Here is a 16,656-nt window from a genome sequence, read left to right on the forward strand (position 1 = left end):
CCCCTACCCCATGCAGGAGGGTTCGACGAACAAGATGAGAGGCAAGGGTAGATGATCGAGGACGACACCGCGCACGACCACGGGTTGATCCATGACCTGGAACGGATGCGCGCTTTGGCGCGCGAGGAGATCGGGCGGCGGCGCACCTTGCGCCTGCTCTTTTCGGCGAGCGGCGCCGCGCTGATCGGCGCGTGCGGCGGGTCGGGTTCTTCAAGCGGGTCGACGGCGACGGCGACACCCACCCCGACGCCAACTCCGACACCGACGCCGACACCGACGCCGACACCCACCCCAACCGGCACCTGCGTCACCGACCCGGAGGAAACCAACGGCCCCTATCCGGCCGACGGCTCCAACAGCAGCAACGGCAGCCTGATCAATGTGCTGGACGACAGCGGCATCCAGCGCAGCGACATCCGGTCAAGCTTCGGATCGTCGAGCGGCGCCGCGCAGGGCGTGACGACGAGCCTGACCATCACCGTGGTGGACGTGAACAGCGGGTGCGCCGTGCTGGAAGGCTATGCCGTCTATATCTGGCACTGCACCAATGACGGGCTTTATTCGCTCTATACGGTGCCGGGCGAAAATTATCTGCGCGGCGTGGGCGTGACGGACGCCAATGGGCAAGTTACCTTCACCAGCATTTTCCCCGGCTGCTATGACGGGCGTTATCCGCACATCCATTTTGAGGTCTATCCCAGCCTGGCGCGGGCCACGAGCTACAGCAACCGCCTGCTCTGTTCGCAGTTCGCGATGCCGTCGGCCGCCTGCGACATCGTCTACGCCACCAGCGGCTATGAGAGCAGCAAGAGTAATTTCGCCAAGATTTCGACCAGCAGCGACAATGTCTTTGGCGACAACACATCCGCGCAGGTGACGGCGATGACGCCGGTCATGACCGGCGACACGACCAACGGCTTCACCGGCACCGTGACGGTCGGGCTCGCAATCTGACGGGACCGATGCGGATGATTTTGCAGGGAGACCCGATCACCGATATGCTGGCCCCCAGGATGGACGGTTCACGCATTTTGGTCGTCGACGACGATGAGGAGATTCGGACCTTGCTGTCCGATTTCCTGGAACAACATGGCTTTGCCGTGACCGCCGTGGCCGACGGCGCGTCGATGGACCGGGCGATCGCCACCCAGGCGTTCGACATCGCCGTGCTGGACGTGATGATGCCGGGCGAGGACGGGCTGTCGATCCTGCGGCGGCTGGCGGCGCGCGGCGGATTGCCGATCATCATGCTGTCGGCCATCGGCAGCGACATCGACCGGATCGTCGGGCTGGAAATGGGCGCGGAGGATTATCTGCCCAAGCCCTGCAACCCGCGCGAATTGCTGGCGCGCATCCGCACGGTGCTGCGCCGGCATCGACGGCAGGAGGCCGAGACGCCCGATCCCGCCGGCAGGAAGCTGCGCTTTGCGGGATGGCAGATCGACATGGGCGCGCGCCTGCTGATCGATCCCGACAATGTCCTGGTGACGCTGACCGATGGCGAGTTCCGCCTGCTGCGCGCCTTCGTCGAACGTCCGCGCCGGGTGCTGAGTCGTGACCAGTTGCTCGATTATTCGGCCGGCAGCGAGACCGAAAGCTATGACCGGGCGATCGACGTGCAGGTGAGCCGCCTGCGCCGCAAGCTGGAGCGCGGCGCGCGGCGGGAGGGAACCGACGAACTGGTCCGCACCGTCCGCAACGAAGGCTATATGTTCACCGCCGAGGTGCGCCCGGCGTGAGCACACACTTGGACCGGGTCAACCCGTCGATCCTGACCCGCATCGTCGCGCTGGTGGCCGCGACGATGCTGCTGGCGCTGGCGGCGATGATGCTGGTCGCCTTTCGCGGCCCCCCGCCCCATGCCCGGCCGATGTTCCTGACCGAAGCGGCGCAACTGCTGCGCGGCGGCAGCGCCAGCGACGCACCGGGTTCGGCCTGGAGCGTCACGCGCTACCGGTCCGACCGCGCGCCCCCGCCCGAACCGGATCAGGAGGCGGATGCACAGGCGGCGGCGCAGATCGCCAGCTTGCTGGGCCTGCCCGCCGCCGACATCCGCCTGCTGCGTGAGCGGCCGCCGGTGGCGATGCGCGACCCGGCCATCCGGGCCGGGGAGGAGCGGGGGCGAATGCTGCATCGAGCCTTCGTGCTGGCGCGACGCGACAAGGGCGGCTGGGCCATCGTCCAGGCCTGGCAGGGCGCGAATCTGCGATGGTATGCGATCACCCTGTCGCTGATGGCCGGCATCTTCATCCTGCTGCTGCTGCCCGCTTACTGGGTGGCGCGGCGCATCACCCAGCCGATCCGGCGACTGGCCGAGGGCGCGGCGACCGAACGGCCCGAGCGTGGCCGGCCGCTACCGCTGACCGGCCCGCCCGAGGTGCGGGCCGTTGGCGCCGCCTATAATCATATGCGCGCGCGGATCGCGGACTATCTGGGCGAGCGCACCGCGATGCTGGTGGCGATCGCGCATGACCTGCGCACGCCGATGACGCGCCTGTCCTTTCGCCTGGAACAATTGCCCGACGGACCCAGGGCGAAGGCCCAGGCCGATGTCGAGGAAATGCGGGCGATGGTCACGACCCTGCTCGACTTCATGCGCGAGGGTAGCGAGACGATGACGCGGGTGCGGATCGACCTGTCGGCGATCGTCGAGACACTGGCCGACGACCTGGCGGACATGGGGCAGGATGTAACGGTCACGCGCAGCGCCCGCGCGGTCGTTTCGGGCGATGTCGTGGCGCTGCGGCGCTGCATCGGCAATCTGGTGGACAATGCGGTGCGCTATGGCGGATCGGCGCAGATCGCGCTGGATGTCGCGGGCCGGCGCGCCATCGTCATGGTCGAGGATGCCGGGCCGGGCGTGCCCGAAACGACGATCGAGCGGCTATGCGAGCCCTTTTACCGCGGGGAGGCATCGCGAAACCGGGAAACGGGGGGCGTCGGGCTGGGCCTGTCGATCGCCAGGACGATCGCGGACAACCATGGCGGCCGGCTGGCCTTCGCCAATCGCGCGGAGGGCGGCCTGCGCGCCAGCCTGACCTTGCCGCTGGTCGATTGAACCGTCAGCACCCGCCATTCCCTTCTTCCGTGCCGAAGGCGAGCGAAAGCCAGGAGACCATCGCGTCCATCGCCAGCGGGGTGAGGCGCATGACGCGCCGCCGCCGACTATTGTGGGACAATTGATGTTCGACCAGCAGGCCGCGCCGTTCCATCACGCCGACCTGGCCCAGGACCAGGTTCATCGAGAGGCGTGAGGTTTCGCTGAGTTGTTCCAGCGTCACGATCCGTTCCTCCAGTTCCGCCTGGAACAACAGCAGCAACATGTCCCAGGCCGGATCGGCGAACAGGTTATGGCCGAAGATCATCGATCGGGCGCGACGCGCCTCGACATAACGGCCGAGCATCGCGAGCCCGTCGCCATCCTGTCCTTCCAGGACGGGGGGCTCTTCCTGCAAGGCGTGGAAACTGGTGAGGCAGCGTTGCAGCGCCACCACCAGATCGACCGCCTCCTGGCTGGGCAAGGCGCGTTCAGGCGAGATATGCACGGTCATGACGGGATTTCCGGTCGAGTTCGATGCCGACGATGGTGAAGAGCAGCAGGGGAATGACCCAGACGGTGCTGAGCCCCGCATAGATGCGGTCGGTAAATGCCGGCAGCAACAGAGTCACGATATGGGTCAGGACGGTCAGAAGCTGGCTGGCGGCCGCCCATATTGGCCAGTAGCTGGTGCTGCGCAGCATCAGCCAGATGAGGCCACACAGCAGCAGCAGATCGACGATCGCCAGCCAGAACTGGGTGACGTGCCATGATCCCGCCAGTTGCGCGGGAATGGTCAACAGCACGCTGAGCACAAAGATGATGACGAACCATCGCCCTTCCCTGCCACCGAACGCCACCGCAAACAGGCAGGCCATCAGCGTCAGGAGCCAGAAGGAAGCCGCTAGCATCCGAATCTCCGTTTGTGAGAGGGGTCAAACATCGGGTCGAACGCCAGCGACTTCCCACCTGGTCAGGCGACCAGGGCCAGGTGACGCGCGGTTTCACGCTCTTCCAGTTCCAGGCCGATCGGGCAACCAACCGACGTGACGGGAATGGCGCTATGTTCAAGACAGCGGGTCAACAATGCGGTGGCGCGGATCATGTCGCTGCGGCCTTCGATGATCTTGGTCGCGCTGTCGTGAATTTGCTTCAGGATGCGCTGGCTTTCACTGGCGGTGAGGCCCGAGTCCTGCGACGCGGTAAGGAAGGCGGTGGTCAGTTGCGCGGCATCGACGAGCGCATTGTCCAGCGTAGCGAAGGCCTGGCGGGTCTGGTCGGCGACGGCCTGGGTCTTGACGGGATCGAGGTTGAGCACAAATCTTCTCCTTCGCACGGGCGCCGTTGCAGGCGGTGCGTTGTCAGCGTGGCAATCTGGGAAAAATCAGGCCAGAACCCGGAAAGCTCCGGCGAGCAGCAGAAGCAGCGTGACGACACCGACGCCGGTCAGGACGGCTGCCCGGATCATCGCCAATATGCGGCCATCGATACTCAGTTCATTGGTCGATCCTCCTAGCGGCGGGCCGAAGGCGAGGATGCGGCGCAGGAGCGATCTATGCTCCCTCGGTTCATCCGGCCTGTCCGGCTGATCAAGGAATGACGCAGGTTCGGCATCGGAGGCAAGCGGCTCCGGTTGATATATCAATGGCTGATATGTGTCACTTTGGAGCGGCTGCGCGCCGCTCGAAACAAAGATCCGCGCAGCCTCCTTGCGGGAGGGCACGCCGAATTTGCGCAGGGTGGTGCGGACGCGCTGATCGACCGTGTGCTCCGAGATATGGAGCTGGCGCGCGATTTCCTTGGAATTGAAGCCCTGGGCGACCAGCCGCAGGCACTGCTTTTCCCCCTCGCTCAAGGCCGGAAGGGTATCCGCCACTCCGTCATTCCTCCTGCGTGAACCTCTGTCGATGAACGAACGAGGATCGCCCGGTCATCCAGCCACGCACGCTGCTTGCCGAACCACCCGTTACGATTCGGTTCGCGCCAGCGCATGAAGATGACATGATATGCCAAGGAAGGGCAATGCGGCGGGAGGCGGCGGCTGCCCCGACTCGTTGCGCGGGGTGGCGCGAAGACAGCCCGTCCGCCTGCGCCGCCGCCTAACTGAAGATGTCGCCGACGTCCGCGGCCCCGGCCTTGGGATCGGGACCATAACGATTTTCGCCCTTCGTGCCCTCCAGGAACATGAAGACCAGTACGATCAGGCCGCCGACATAGGGAATGAAGTTGAGCAGCACGAACCAGCCGCTCTTGTCCTGATCGTGGAAGCGGCGGACCTGAACGGCAAAAGAGGGAATGATGAGCGCGAGCACCAGCAGGCCGAGCAGGATCATGAACAGCGAAGCGCCGCCGCCCGATGCCGTGCCCGCGGGAAAACCACCCAGGAGGACGCCGACGATGCCGAGCGCGGCCGCCGCCAGCATATAGCCCAAGAAGAACATCCAATATTCCTTACGGCGTGAGCGCCCGGAAAAATCGGCGTACCGCTTTAGCGGCATGAACATATATTCCATCTGCTTTACTCCCCCGTTGTGGAACGGGCAGGATATGGCAGCGGATTGCGTCTGTCCCGCGAAAACGTCGGGTTCAGTCCTGTGGCGGTTCGGCCTGTTTCGCCCCGTCCTGTTTCGCGCCGTCCTGCTTGGCGCCGTCCTGTTTAGCCTTGTGCGCGGCGAGGAGCGCGTCGATTTCGACGATGCGCAGACGTTGGGGGGTGTCCCTGGCCAATCCCTTGAGGCGGCATTCGGCCCAAAGGGCGCGGCGTTCCGACGTGAGCGCCTTGGCATAGAGATCGGCCATATCGGCGGCTCCTTTATAAAGAAAAGGGCGAGAGCGCCACGGCGCCCCTGCCCCTCCACCAGCCTTCGGCTGGTTCCCCTCCCCAAGCAAGCCTGGGGAGGAAGAAATGCATTACGCCGCCTTGGAACGGCTCATGCGCTTGCGCTCGTTCGGGTCGAGATAGCGCTTGCGCAGACGAATGGTCTTGGGCGTCACTTCGACCAGTTCGTCATCATCGATATAGGCGATGGCCTGTTCTAGCGTCATCTTCCACGGCGGGGTCAGGCGGACGGCGTCGTCCTTGCCGCTGGCGCGGAAGTTGGTCAGCGCCTTCGACTTCATCGGATTGACTTCCAGATCGTCAGGCTTGGCATTCTGGCCGATGATCATGCCTTCGTAGAGCGCTTCGCCCACGCCGACCATCAGGATGCCGCGCTCTTCGAGCGGGCCCAGCGCATAGGCATTGGCCTCGCCCGAACCGTTGGAGATCAGCACGCCATTCTTGCGGCCTTCGATATTGCCCTTATGCGGGCCATATTTTTCGAACAGGCGGTTCATGATGCCGGTGCCGCGCGTGTCGGACAGAAATTCGCCATGATAGCCGATCAGCCCGCGCGAGGGCGCGGAGAAGGTGATGCGGGTCTTGCCGCCGCCCGAGGGGCGCATGTCCGTCATCTCGGCCTTGCGGATGTTCATCTTCTCGACAACCGTGCCGGAAAATTCATCGTCCACGTCGATCATGACGGTTTCATAAGGCTCGGTCTTGTTGCCGTCCTCGTCGGTGCCGAACAGCACGCGCGGGCGGCTGATCGACAGTTCGAACCCTTCGCGGCGCATGGTTTCGATGAGCACGCCCAGCTGAAGTTCGCCGCGCCCGGCGACTTCGAAACTGTCCTTGTCGGCCGATTCCGTCACCTTGACGGCGACGTTCGATTCGGCTTCGCGGGCCAGACGGTCACGGATCATGCGGCTCGTCACCTTGGTGCCTTCACGGCCGGCCATCGGCGAATCATTGACGGCGAAACGCATCGACAGCGTCGGCGGATCGATCGGCTGGGCCTGGATCGGTTCGGTCACGGAGGTGTCGGCGATGGTGTTGGCCACGGTCGCGACCGCCAGACCAGCAAGCGAGATGATGTCGCCCGCCTGCGCTTCTTCGACCGGAACGCGCTCCAGTCCGTGGAACGCCATGATCTTCGACGCACGGCCGGTTTCGATCACCTTGCCGTCCATGTCGAGCGCGTGGATCGCCTGGTTCACCTTGACCTTGCCGCTGGTCACGCGGCCGGTGAGGATGCGGCCAAGGAAATTGTCGCGGTCGAGCAGGGTGACGAGGAAGGTGAAGGGCGCGTCCACGTCCAGCGCCGGCGGCGGGACATGGTCCACGATCTTCTGGAACAACGGGGTCAACGTGCCCGAACGCATGGTCGCATCTTCATTGGCGTAGCCGTTGCGGCCCGACGCATAGAGGACGGGGAAATCGAGCTGTTCGTCGGTCGCGTCGAGCGAGACGAAAAGGTCGAACACTTCGTCCAGCACTTCCTGGATACGCTCGTCGGGACGATCGACCTTGTTGACGACGACGATGGGCTTGAGACCGAGCGCCAGCGCCTTGCCGGTCACGAACTTGGTCTGCGGCATCGCGCCTTCGGACGAATCGACCAGCAGGACGACGCCGTCGACCATCGAGAGGATGCGTTCGACTTCACCGCCGAAGTCGGCGTGGCCAGGGGTATCGACGATGTTGATGCGGACGGGTTCGCCGCCTTCGGGCGTCCATTCGACGGAGGTCGGCTTCGCCAGGATGGTGATGCCGCGCTCTTTTTCGAGGTCGTTGCTGTCCATCGCGCGCTCTTCCACGCGCTGATTGTCGCGGAAGGTGCCGGACTGGCGGAAAAGCTGGTCAACAAGGGTCGTCTTGCCATGGTCGACGTGCGCGATAATGGCGATGTTACGCAGAGACATAATGTGCCTTCGGGATATGGGTCCCCCTGGCCAGCACAAGGCCGCGCAGGGGCTTCGGGCGCGCCCCTACAGGAAATGCCGCGTTGCGGCAAGGGCAGGCCGGAAGACATGGTTGATGTGACTTAATCACATGACACTCTTGCACGGGCGTATAACTGTCCTATGGAAGCGACACAGGATCGCCCACAAGAAAGGACATACCCTATGCGGCTGACCGCTTCCCTCGCCTTTGCATCGCTGTTCGCCCTGCCCGCCCCCGCGTTCGCCCAGAAGGACGCACCCGACGCCGCCAAGCAACATGCCGAGAAGATTGCCGACGATGTCGCCGCCAATTGGGCCAGCGCCCCGGTCGAGGAAGTCACCCAGAGCAGCAAGGGCACCGCGCGGGTGGACGGCAAGTCCATCCCCTATACCCAGACCGCCGGCACGCTCACCATTCGCGATGAAAAGGGCAAGCCGGTCGCGAGCATGTTCTACACCGCCTATACGGCGGCGGGGAAGAACCGCCCGGTTACCTTCTTCTATAATGGCGGTCCCGGTTCCGCGTCGCTGTGGCTGCGCATGGGCAGCTTCGCGCCCGAACATGTCCGCACCGGCAATCCCGAAGCGGTCAAGCCCGCCCCCTTCGACGTCGGTCCCAATAATGACAGCCTGATCGGCAGCACCGACATGGTGTTCCTCGATGCCGTCGGCGCGGGCTATTCGCGCCCGATCGGCGACGCCAAGCCATCCGATTTCTACGGCGTCGACCAGGATGTCGATGCCTTTGCCAAGGCGATCATCCGCTACACCACCAAGAATGGCCGCTGGGGCGACCCCAAATATATTTTCGGCGAAAGCTATGGCACGACCCGTTCGGGGGCGCTCGCCTATCAGCTGGAAGATCGCGGGCTGACGCTCAACGGCGTGGTGCTGTTGTCGTCGATCATGAATTACGGCATCCGCCAGTCGGGCTTCGACACCATCCATGTCGGCTATCTGCCCAGCTACGCCGCCACCGCCTGGTATCATAACAAAGTGCCCGGCGGCCGCCCCGCCAGCCTGGAGCAATTTGTCGAGGAAGCGCGCGTGTTCGCCAATGGTCCCTATGCCACCGCGCTGTTGAAGGGGCAGGACATCACCCCGGCCGAGACCGACCAGATCGCGCAGCAGATGAACCATTTCACCGGCCTGTCGGTCGATTATCTCAAGCGCGCGAACCTGCGCGTCAATCTGTCGCGATTCCGCAAGGAGTTGCTGCGCGACGAACATGAGACGCTCGGCCGCTTCGACAGCCGCTATACCGGGATCGACGCCGACACGGCGGGCGAGGAACCGGAATATGATCCGTCGAGCACTGGCATCACCGGCCTCTATGTCGGCAGTTTCCTGGACCAGGTGACGCGCAAGATCGGCTACAAGAACGACCTCAGCTATCGCCTGAGCGCGCGCGAGGGCGGCGATTTCAAATGGGACTGGAGCCACCAGCCACCCGAAGGCGGCAAGCAGAATGTCGCCGATGTGACCGCCGACCTGTCCGCCGCGATGCGCACCAACCCCCATCTGCGGGTGCTGTCCCTGAACGGCTGGTATGACATGGCCACACCCTTCTTTTCGACCGAGCGGGATTTGAAGCACATGATGCTGGAGCCGGGCCTGCGGCAGAATTTGCAGTTCCGCTATTATCCGGCCGGCCACATGGTCTATCTGAACCCGGAGGCGCTGCACCAGATGCGGCTCGACATGGAGCGTTATTACGCCGAAGGCGCGCGCTGAGGATCGGCCGAGGCGGTGGCTATCCACCGCCCCGACTTGTCAATGATCGCTGGCTGCATAGGCGCCGATGCCGGTTTCCGCCCGCACGCGCTGCGCGGCATAGCCCGCCTTGTCCACCGCCGCACGGGATGAGCGATCGAGCCGCGAGATCAGCCAGATGGCGATGAAGCCCGCCGGGACAGAGAAGATCGCCGCCGAACTATAGGGGAAGGGTGCCACGCCGAGGCCGAAGGTCGTGGTCCACACCGCGGGCGACAGCAAAGTCAGGACGAAGGCCGTCAGCAGACCGATCGTCCCGCCCCAGGCCGCGCCGCGCGTGGTGCAGCCGCTCCAGAGCAGAGAGAGGATGAGCACGGGGAAATTGCCCGAAGCGGCCAGCGCGAAGGCGAGGCTGACCATGAAGGCGACATTCTGCTTTTCGAACACCAGCCCGAGCAGCACCGCCAATGCGCCCAGCGCCAGCGTGGTGAGCCGCGATACGCGCAGTTCGTCCGCCGACGTGGCGCGTCCCTGCCTGAACACGGTGGCGTAAAGATCATGGCTGACCGCCGAGGCCGCCGACAGCGTCAGCCCGGCGACCACGGCAAGGATGGTGGCGAAAGCGACGGCCGAGATGAAGCCGAGAAAGGCATTCCCGCCAATCGCATGGGCAAGGTGGATCGCCGCCATGTTCCCGCCGCCCCTTAACGCGCCCTGCCCGTCGAGATAGCTGCCCTGCGTGCCCACCAGCACGATCGCGCCGAAGCCGATGATGAAGGTCAGCACGTAGAAATAGCCGATCCAGCCGGTGGCCCAGAGCACCGACTTGCGCGCTTCCCTGGCATCGGGGACGGTGAAGAAGCGCATCAATATGTGCGGCAGGCCCGCCGTGCCCAGCATCAGCGCCAGGCCGAAGGAGATGGCGGAAACCGGGTCCTTGATGAAATTGCCGGGCGCCATGATCGAGCGGCCGCGTTCGGCGGCCTGCGCCGCGGTCGCGCCGTCGGCCAGCGCAGCCTGCGTCTTCACCTCCACCGCACAGGCGAACAGGGTTTCGAGCGAGAAGCCGGTCTGCGCCAGCACCATCAGCGCCATGAAGCTGGCCCCGCCCAGCAGCAGCACCGCCTTCACGATCTGCACCCAGGTCGTGGCGCGCATCCCGCCGAACAGGACGTAGAGCATCATCAACCCGCCCACGATCAGCACCGCCACCGCATAGGGCAGGCCGAACAGCAATTTGATGAGCTGCCCCGCGCCCACCATCTGCGCGATCAGGTAGAAACTGACCACCAGCAAGGTGCTGACCGCCGCGAAGCTGCGCACCGGCGGCTGGGCGAAGCGATAGGAGGCGATGTCGGCGAAGGTGAAGCGGCCGAGATTGCGCAGCCGTTCAGCCATCAGGAACAGCAAGATCGGCCAGCCGACGAGGAAGCCGGTGGAATAGATGAGGCCATCATAGCCGTCCGTGAAGATCTGCGCCGAAATGCCTAGGAAAGATGCGGCCGACATATAGTCGCCTGCCATCGCCAGCCCGTTCTGGAATCCGGTGATGCCGCCGCCCGCCGTATAGAAATCTGACGCGGTGCGCGTGCGCGCTGCCGCCATCTTTGTGATCCAGAGCGTCAGGCCGACAAAGGCCGTGAACATCGCGATCGCGACCCAGTTGATCGGCTGGCGCTGCGCCTCCCCCTCCAGCGCGGCGGCGAAAGCGGGCGCCGGGGCCAGCAGGGCGAGAATAGCCGCGAGAAGTGGCGCCTTCATGCGCCCGCATCCCCGGGACCATGGTCCTTCAGTATCGCGGCCATCTGCGCATCATAATGACGATTGGCCTGCGCGACATAGATGCCCGTCAGCAGGATGGCGAGCAGGATGAGGCCAAGGCCGATCGGGATGCCCAGCGACATGACGCCCGTGCCGATCGGGGTTGCAAGCCAGGCCCTGTTGAAGGCGATCAGCAGCAGATAGCCGACGAAGGCGGCAAAGATGATGGCCGAGAGCGTCCAGCCGAGCCGGGCGCGGCGCGCGACCAGGGCGACATAACGGGGATCGGCCGACACCGCTGCGGCCAGCGCCTCCTGTTCTTTCCGGCTCATCTGTTCCCCTCACCCTATGTGGCCGGTCCGACCCTTTGAAGACCATGCTAGCCGGACCGCGAGCGATTGCAATGGCGGGGGCGCAGGCTTTATAGCGGCAGCATGGACACTGGGCAGACTTGCGCCCGACTGTTTTATGCACATATGACAGCAAGGGCCGAACTGGCTTTAGGGAGATGACATGGCTTCGACCGCGCCGACCGCTACTGCGACCGCCGACACGTTCAACCTGACGCCGCCCGACCCGGTGCCCGCCGTCGCGCCGGAAAAAGCGGCCGGGCTGGTGCCCATCGACGACGAGAAAAAGTCCAAGCTGGACGAGAAGGTCGATGCCTTTGTCGATGACCTGATCGCGCAGGACGCCAATTCGCCCGAATTCGGCAAGCGGGTCGACCAGTTGACCAATATGGGCCGCAAGGAAATCGCGGAAGCCGCCGGGCACAGCAATCGCTTTCTCGACCGGCCGGTGCGCGCGATGGACAGCGACAACAAGGTGGGCACGGACCTCGCCGAACTGCGCCGCACGGTCGAGGATCTGGACCCCGGCAAGCGCGGCAGCCTGCTGGCGCCCAAGAAGCTGTTCGGCTTCATTCCGTTCGGCAACAAGATGCGCGATTATTTCGACAGCTATAAAAGCGCGCAGAGCCACATCAACTCGATCCTGGGGAGTCTGGCCAGCGGCAAGGACACGCTGATCAAGGACAATGCCGCGATCGACGTGGAACGCCAGAATATGTGGCAGACCATGGGCCGGCTGGAGCAGATGATCCATATCAGCAAGACCATGGATGCGCGGCTGGAAGCGCGAGCGCTGGAGCTGGACGCGACCGATCCGACCAAGGCCAAGGCGGTCCGCGAAAGCGCGCTCTTCTACATTCGCCAGCGCACGCAGGATCTGCTGACGCAGATGGCGGTGACGGTGCAGGGCTATCTGGCGCTCGACCTGGTCAAGAAGAATAATGTCGAACTGGTGAAGGGCGTCGATCGCGCCAGCACCACCACCGTCGCGGCGCTGCGCACCGCCGTCACCGTGGCGCAAGCGCTGGTGGGGCAGAAGCTGGTGCTGGAGCAGATCACCGCGCTCAACACGACCACCGCCAACATGATCGACAGCACCGGCGAGATGCTGAAGAACCAGACCGCGCAAATCCACGAGCAGGCCGCGTCGAGCACGATCCCGATCGAGACGCTGCAACGCGCGTTCCAGAATATATACGATACGATGGACAATATCGACACGTTCAAGCTCAAGGCGCTGGAGAATATGAAGACGACGGTCAATGTGCTGTCGAACGAGGTGGAAAAGTCCAAGGGCTATATCGCCCGCGCCGAAGGCCAGGCCCAGGCGGCGAAGGAAGCGCGCACGGACAATCCGCTGCTGAGCGCGATCGAGGGGTAGCAGGATCATGTCCAGCGACGTCGATCGCTACATCCGCGACCGTATCGAACCGACGCTGCGCCGCCATAGCGAGCGTGGCCGCAGCCTGTCAGCGCGCGCCCGGCAGCGGCGCAACGCGGGGCTGATGCGCAAGGTCAAATATGCCTTTTGGGCGGTGCTTGCCGTGCTGTTGGGCAGCGCGGTCGCGGGGTTCGTCATGCCGTTGGGCGTGACCGGCGTGATGATCGCGCTGGGCGTAATGATCGCAGCGGTGCTGCTGATCGCGCTGCTGCCCGTGGAAGGGCAGGTGAAGCCCGAGGCGCTGGCCGCGACCGAATTGACGGCGCTGCCGCTCAAGACCGAAATCTGGCTGGAAAATCAGCGCAAGGCCCTGCCCGCGCCGGCCGTCACGCTGATCGACAGTATCGGCGTGCGGCTGGAGACGCTGGCGCCGCAGCTTGAGCGGCTGGGCGAGCAGGAACCGGCCGCACAGGAAATCCGCAGGCTGCTGTCCGACCATCTGCCCGAACTGGTGACCGGCTATCAGTCCATCCCGGCGCCGCTGCGGCGCGAGGAACGCAACGGCCGGGTGCCCGAAAAGCAACTGGTCGATGGGTTGGGCGTCATCGACGCGGAGATCGCCCGGATGACCGAGACGCTGGCGAGCGGCGACCTGGACAAGCTGGCGACGCAGAACCGGTTTCTCGAACTCAAATATCAGGAAGCCAAGGAATTGGGGCAGTAGCTCCGTCCTGTTCCTGGCATGATCCACCTCACCCTGATTATCGTCGATTTCCTGACGGGCCTGCTGGCGGCCGGCGCCTGGGCGCTGGCGTCGGCGGGCGGGGTGATCGCCGGGATCGTTGCGAGCGGCTTTGTGGGCGTGTCGCTGATCCGGCGCTGGCGAAAAAAGAACTGACGGCGCGCGTCCGTGGACGAAGCCGAGCAGAGGCGCAATGCCCGATTAGAGCGCCCGCACGACGCGATCCACCACGCAGTCCGCCAGGGGCGTTTCAAAATGGATGCCGAATCGCTTCCCCCGCGTCCACACCACATGGCCCACAATGCCGAGCGCTTCGGCCTCAATCATGACCCGGTCGCCGGTAAACAGTGGCCGATCGCAATGGGCAAGCGCGCCCGTCGCCGACAAATCCAGCAAATGCGCCCGCACCACCGCCCCGTCCAGCCGCAGCATGACCGGTTCGAATAATTTGTGCCTGACCGCCCGTCGCGGAACCGGCGACTGCGCGCCAAGGGAATCACTATCTCGCATCGAGGCCTCCCCGACTCGCAGCCTAGCGCAAGGAGCAGAAGATGCTGCTAACCAATCAGCATCAGTGCGCCATTAACCCTATTGCCCCTGCACGAACACGCAGGGCCGGATGCTGGAGGGTGCAGGACGGGCCGCGATGCGCCGGAAACGCGCGAGGTAGCCGCCGGCGGTCGGCTTGGGGATCAGTTCTTCCATGCGAAAGCCCATGGCCGCCAGTTCGCAGGCCAGCAGGCGCGGCGGCGTGCCATGCTGGTCGGTGGGGCGATCGGCATCGACGACGATCAATTCGCCATCCTTCCGCAGCGCCGGGCTGAGATGCCACAGAAAAGCATAGGGTTCCGCAATCTCATGATACATATGGACCATGAAGATGCGGTCGAAACTGTTTTCGGGCAGACGGGGATCTTCCGGCGCGCCTAGCTTCACGCTGACATTGTCCCATTTTTCGCGGGTGATGCGGCGGGACAGCGCCTCAATCACCTCAGGCAATATATCCTCGGCCAGCACCCGGCCCTGCGGCCCCACCCGATCGGCGAGGCGCACGGTATAATAGCCTTCGCCCGCGCCGATGTCCGCCACGGACATGCCGGGCCGGACATCCGCGCGATCCATGATGTCCTCCGCCTCGTTCACCCGGTCGCGGGCTTCCTCGCTCGACCAGCGGGTCGAGACGATCGGCGCGATCGGCCGGTCGGCACGAGGGAAATCGCGAGCGGCGGACGCGCGTTCGGTCGCGTTGCCGCCGCTCAGTTGGTCACAGGCGGCCAGCAGGACAAGCGCACCCGCCACAACCGCCCGGATCATCAGTCGACATCCTCCACATCGACCTTCTCGCCCGTCACCTTCTGGCTGAGGGCGGCGGCCATGAAGGGATCGAGCGCCCCGTCCAGCACATCGTCGGGCGCGGTCGAGGTGACGCCGGTGCGCAGATCCTTCACCAACTGATAGGGCTGGAGCACATAGGAGCGGATCTGATGGCCCCAGCCGATTTCGGTCTTGGCCTGATAATCGCTCGACGCCGCTTCCTCGCGCCGGCGCAGTTCGGCTTCATACAGGCGGGCCTTGAGCATATTCATCGCGGTCGCGCGGTTCTTGTGCTGCGAACGGTCATTTTGCGAGGCGACGATGATGCCCGAGGGGACATGGGTGATGCGGACCGCGGAGTCGGTGGTGTTGACGTGCTGGCCGCCCGCCCCTGACGCGCGATAGGTGTCAATCTTGAGGTCGCTTTCCTTCACTTCGATATCGATATCGTCGTCGATCACCGGATAGACCCACACGCTGGAGAAGCTGGTGTGGCGGCGCGCCGCGCTGTCATAGGGGCTGATGCGGACCAGGCGGTGGACGCCGCTTTCGGTCTTGGCATAGCCATAGGCATTTTCGCCCTTGAGCAGGAAGGTCGCCGACTTGATGCCGGCCTGATCGCCCGCCTGATAGTCGACCAGTTCCACCTTATAGCCGCGCCGTTCGGCCCAGCGCCGATACATGCGGCTGAGGATTTCGGCCCAGTCCTGGCTTTCGGTGCCGCCCGCGCCCGCGTGAATTTCCAAATAGGTGTCGCTGGCGTCAGCCTCCCCGGCCAGCAGCGCCTTGATCTTGTCCTCGTCGGCGCGGTCGGCCAGCGCCTTCAGGGCGGCAATGGCTTCGCCCACCATCTCCTCATCGCCCTCTGCCTCCGCCATCTCGATCAGGTCGGCGGTATCGGTCTTTTCCGTTTCGATCGCGCGGGTGGCGCTGATCGCGCTGTCGAGGCGGGTGCGCTCACGCATCACCTCCTGCGCCATCTTCGCATTGTCCCACAGGGTCGGATCCTCGACGCGCGCGTTCAGCTCGTCCAGCCGCCGCAGTGCGCGGTCCCAGTCGAGCGACTGGCGCAACAGCGCCAGCGCGGCGTCGATACGGTCGATATATTGCTGCGCTTCGGCGCGCATGATCTTTTCTCCACTCTCCCCGCCGGCGGCGGGAATATTTTCTCTAGGCGTTCGCCCGGATTTTGTCGAACCGCCGTCCTTCCCGAGGAAAAGGCGGTTCGTCAAGCGGCAGGATGCAATCCACGTGTGCAACAGGTGGGCGCGCATTTCCGCCGCCCCGCGTCATCACCCTATACGCCTGAAATTTTCGAGACATAACCGCCCTCTAACAGACTGGCGGCCAGACTCGTTCCCACGCAGAACGCGCGGCCGGACAAAGGGGGACAGGCTCTCAAAAAGGCTATCCCATGACCCATATTTCTTCATCGATCGCGCGCCAGAGCCCGGCCGCGCTTTATCTCTTCCTCGACGCCATGCGGTGCTGGGGGGCTGCCCGGCGCGCGGGGCAGCCCGTGTTGGTCCAGCTTCACATGCGCATGGGCCGCCATGGCTGAGCGCAACTGCTGCCCGCCATCGACAGCCTGCTC

The 16,656-nt window shown here is 64.6% G+C and carries 20 protein-coding genes; 8 read left to right on the plus strand and 12 right to left on the minus strand.

The window, feature by feature from the left end:
• The first annotated feature begins 54 nt into the window (after positions 1-54).
• Genes C100_RS32080 through C100_RS32090 form a run of 3 tightly spaced genes read left to right on the plus strand, consistent with a single transcriptional unit; the run spans position 55 to position 3,058 of the window.
• Complete coding sequence (locus C100_RS32080; protein ID WP_152536428.1) at positions 55-954, plus strand: intradiol ring-cleavage dioxygenase; 900 nt, start codon at positions 55-57, stop codon at positions 952-954.
• A 14-nt stretch (positions 955-968) separates the two neighbouring features.
• The gene (locus C100_RS32085) at positions 969-1,739 is read left to right on the plus strand and encodes a response regulator (RefSeq protein WP_235219039.1); all 771 of its coding nucleotides are present in this window, start codon (positions 969-971) and stop codon (positions 1,737-1,739) included.
• Entirely contained in the window at positions 1,736-3,058 is a 1,323-nt protein-coding gene (locus C100_RS32090) for an ATP-binding protein (protein WP_037529976.1), read from the plus strand. Before C100_RS32085 ends, C100_RS32090 begins: the two co-directional genes overlap by 4 nt.
• A 4-nt stretch (positions 3,059-3,062) precedes the next feature.
• Here C100_RS32090 and C100_RS32095 read toward each other — a convergent pair whose 3' ends face one another.
• From C100_RS32095 to typA, 7 genes are all read right to left on the minus strand, one after another.
• Positions 3,063-3,551 (minus strand): hypothetical protein, encoded by a 489-nt coding sequence (locus C100_RS32095; protein ID WP_024019114.1) that lies wholly within the window; start codon positions 3,549-3,551, stop codon positions 3,063-3,065.
• Entirely contained in the window at positions 3,529-3,948 is a 420-nt protein-coding gene (locus C100_RS32100; protein ID WP_024019115.1) for a hypothetical protein, read from the minus strand. The genes C100_RS32095 and C100_RS32100 overlap by 23 nt, the downstream gene beginning before the upstream one ends.
• Before the next feature lie 62 nt (positions 3,949-4,010).
• Positions 4,011-4,355, minus strand: a complete 345-nt coding sequence (locus C100_RS32105) for a hypothetical protein (RefSeq protein WP_024019116.1) — start codon at positions 4,353-4,355, stop codon at positions 4,011-4,013.
• A 66-nt stretch (positions 4,356-4,421) separates the two neighbouring features.
• Positions 4,422-4,913, minus strand: coding sequence for a response regulator transcription factor (locus tag C100_RS32110; protein ID WP_024019117.1), 492 nt, complete (start codon positions 4,911-4,913; stop codon positions 4,422-4,424).
• 223 nt (positions 4,914-5,136) lie between these two features.
• Positions 5,137-5,478: a DUF805 domain-containing protein gene (locus tag C100_RS32115; protein WP_442800310.1), complete on the minus strand. Its 342-nt coding sequence runs from the start codon at positions 5,476-5,478 to the stop codon at positions 5,137-5,139.
• A gap of 145 nt (positions 5,479-5,623) precedes the next feature.
• Positions 5,624-5,836, minus strand: coding sequence for a hypothetical protein (locus C100_RS32120; RefSeq protein ID WP_024019119.1), 213 nt, complete (start codon positions 5,834-5,836; stop codon positions 5,624-5,626).
• Positions 5,837-5,947: 111 nt separating this feature from the next.
• Positions 5,948-7,780: a translational GTPase TypA gene (gene typA / locus C100_RS32125; RefSeq protein WP_024019120.1), complete on the minus strand. Its 1,833-nt coding sequence runs from the start codon at positions 7,778-7,780 to the stop codon at positions 5,948-5,950.
• Positions 7,781-7,984: 204 nt separating this feature from the next.
• On the opposite strand from typA, the gene C100_RS32130 reads away from it, so the two are divergent.
• The gene (locus tag C100_RS32130; protein ID WP_031308984.1) at positions 7,985-9,535 is read left to right on the plus strand and encodes a S10 family peptidase; all 1,551 of its coding nucleotides are present in this window, start codon (positions 7,985-7,987) and stop codon (positions 9,533-9,535) included.
• 39 nt (positions 9,536-9,574) lie between these two features.
• On the opposite strand, the gene C100_RS32135 is transcribed toward C100_RS32130, so the two are convergent.
• Entirely contained in the window at positions 9,575-11,275 is a 1,701-nt protein-coding gene (locus C100_RS32135) for a cation acetate symporter (RefSeq protein WP_024019122.1), read from the minus strand.
• Positions 11,272-11,607, minus strand: a complete 336-nt coding sequence (locus tag C100_RS32140) for a DUF485 domain-containing protein (RefSeq protein ID WP_024019123.1) — start codon at positions 11,605-11,607, stop codon at positions 11,272-11,274. The genes C100_RS32135 and C100_RS32140 overlap by 4 nt, the downstream gene beginning before the upstream one ends.
• 181 nt (positions 11,608-11,788) lie before the next feature.
• Here C100_RS32140 and C100_RS32145 point away from each other — a divergent pair, with 181 nt between their 5' ends.
• The 3 genes from C100_RS32145 to C100_RS48840 are packed head-to-tail and all read left to right on the plus strand — an operon-like array spanning position 11,789 to position 13,904.
• Positions 11,789-13,006, plus strand: a complete 1,218-nt coding sequence (locus tag C100_RS32145; protein WP_024019124.1) for a toxic anion resistance protein — start codon at positions 11,789-11,791, stop codon at positions 13,004-13,006.
• A 7-nt stretch (positions 13,007-13,013) separates the two neighbouring features.
• Positions 13,014-13,730, plus strand: a complete 717-nt coding sequence (locus tag C100_RS32150; RefSeq protein ID WP_024019125.1) for a hypothetical protein — start codon at positions 13,014-13,016, stop codon at positions 13,728-13,730.
• A gap of 18 nt (positions 13,731-13,748) precedes the next feature.
• Entirely contained in the window at positions 13,749-13,904 is a 156-nt protein-coding gene (locus C100_RS48840) for a hypothetical protein (protein WP_024019126.1), read from the plus strand.
• Positions 13,905-13,949: 45 nt separating this feature from the next.
• Here the strand turns inward: C100_RS48840 and C100_RS32155 are convergent, their stop codons facing one another.
• The 3 genes from C100_RS32155 to prfB form a co-directional block, all read right to left on the minus strand.
• On the minus strand, positions 13,950-14,258 hold the full coding sequence (locus C100_RS32155) for a PilZ domain-containing protein (RefSeq protein WP_024019127.1): 309 nt from the start codon (positions 14,256-14,258) through the stop codon (positions 13,950-13,952).
• A 78-nt stretch (positions 14,259-14,336) separates the two neighbouring features.
• Complete coding sequence (locus C100_RS32160; RefSeq protein WP_024019128.1) at positions 14,337-15,062, minus strand: class I SAM-dependent methyltransferase; 726 nt, start codon at positions 15,060-15,062, stop codon at positions 14,337-14,339.
• A complete protein-coding gene (gene prfB, locus C100_RS32165) occupies positions 15,062-16,189 on the minus strand; it encodes a peptide chain release factor 2 (protein ID WP_024019129.1) in 1,128 nt (375 codons plus the stop codon). The genes C100_RS32160 and prfB overlap by 1 nt, the downstream gene beginning before the upstream one ends.
• A gap of 287 nt (positions 16,190-16,476) precedes the next feature.
• Here prfB and C100_RS48565 point away from each other — a divergent pair, with 287 nt between their 5' ends.
• Positions 16,477-16,623 (plus strand): hypothetical protein, encoded by a 147-nt coding sequence (locus C100_RS48565; RefSeq protein WP_161633903.1) that lies wholly within the window; start codon positions 16,477-16,479, stop codon positions 16,621-16,623.
• Positions 16,624-16,656 lie beyond the last annotated feature (33 nt).

Origin of the sequence: Sphingobium sp. C100, assembly GCF_000508185.1 — a bacterium.
GTDB lineage: Bacteria > Pseudomonadota > Alphaproteobacteria > Sphingomonadales > Sphingomonadaceae > Sphingobium.